The sequence below is a fragment of the Paeniglutamicibacter sp. MACA_103 genome (genome assembly GCF_045798555.1).
Classification (GTDB): domain Bacteria; phylum Actinomycetota; class Actinomycetes; order Actinomycetales; family Micrococcaceae; genus Paeniglutamicibacter.
On record NZ_JBIXLN010000106.1, the window covers coordinates 1 to 1555 of the forward strand.

Here is a 1555-nt window from a genome sequence, read left to right on the forward strand (position 1 = left end):
CGACTAGACAATATGTAAGTGAGGCCGGAACCTCCGCTTCAAGCCTTCGTGGTTTGCCTTTTCGGTCGGGTCTTGGCCTTGCAGCCAAACCGCTGTGGAATGGTAGTGCCACATTGAAGGTTGGAGGTCCCGGCTATGTCCGAGCGTACCTATATCGGGCTCGATGTCCATGCCCGAAGCATCGTCGGATGCGCACTGAACATCGACACCGGCGAATTGACCCGTACACGGTTCGAGGACGACCTGTTGGGCGTCTCGGAGTGGGTGCAGGGGTTCACCCCCGGGGTCCGGGTCGTCTACGAGGCCGGACCCACCGGCTTCGGGCTGGCCCGGCACTTCCGGGCCGCCGGCATCGACTGCGTCATTGCCGCCCCGTCGAAACTGCTGCGGGCCCCCGGTGACAGAATCAAGACCGACCGGCGGGACGCCAAAATCCTGGCGACCATGCTGGCGCTGGGCGAGGTCACCGAGGTCACGATCCCGGACCCCGGGCAGGAGGCCCTGCGGGACCTTTCCCGGGCCCGGCACGTTGCCTCGGTCGACAACGCCCATGCCAAGCAGCGGGTCAACGCGATGCTGCTGCGCCACGGCGTCCTGTTTCCCGGCGGCTCGCGCTGGACCCGGGAGCACCTGAGGTGGCTGCACCAGCAGCACTTCGAAGACCCGGCGCTCGAGTTCGCCTTCCAGGAATCCCTGGCGCAGGAGGAGTCCATGGCCGTGCGGCTGAAGCGGATCGACAAGGAGGTGGCCCGCGTGGCCGCGGACTGCCGCTACACCGAGGTCATCAATGCCCTGGCCTGCCTGCGCGGCCTCAGCACCGTGGGCGCCTTCGGGCTGGCCACCGAGATCGGCGACTGGACCCGCTTCACCGGTTCCACCATCGGCTCCTACCTGGGGCTGGTTCCCTCGGAGCATTCCTCGGGCGAGACCCGCACCCAGGGGCGCATCACCAAGGCCGGCAACGCCTACGCCCGCCTCCTGCTCATCGAGGCCGCCACCGTGCACAAGCGCCCGTACCGCAGGCCCGGGATCCTGGAGCTGCGCCAGCTCGAGCTGGTTTCCCCGGCCACCGCGGCCCGCGCCCGGCAAGGCAACCAGCGGCTGCACGCCCGCGCCGCGGCCCTGGAGGAACGCCACAAGATGCCGGCCAAGGCCAGGACCGCGATCGCCCGGGAGCTTGCCGGCTGGTGCTGGTCCCTGGCCGCGCCCCTGCAGGAAGGCCGCCCCATGGCCGGACACTGAACCCCCGAGACGTGCCCCGGCACGCGCACCCGGACGAGGCAACATGCGGAGCCAACACGAGACGCGACTATGGGCAGGCCCCAGCCGACGCCCGACTCTAGACAACGTCACGCTCCACTCGAATTCCTTGTCATGCGGTACCCAACCCGCGTTTGTCAGTCTGACCATGCCGTCGACCATGACCTGCCGAACCGGGCCCGACGCCACCGCCGGGGCATGGGAAAGGCGGCTCCCGGAAGCCAATGTTCCGGGAGCCGCCCACCTCTGTCACTTGACAAACCTTCTTACATATCAGTCGCGCAGCACGACCTGG

1 protein-coding gene is annotated in these 1555 nt (G+C 68.1%); it reads left to right on the plus strand.

The features are described from left to right. The first annotated feature begins 135 nt into the window (after window positions 1-135). Window positions 136-1242 (plus strand): IS110 family transposase, encoded by a 1107-nt coding sequence (locus ACIPVK_RS21725; protein WP_407614060.1) that lies wholly within the window; start codon window positions 136-138, stop codon window positions 1240-1242. Window positions 1243-1555: the final 313 nt, after the last annotated feature.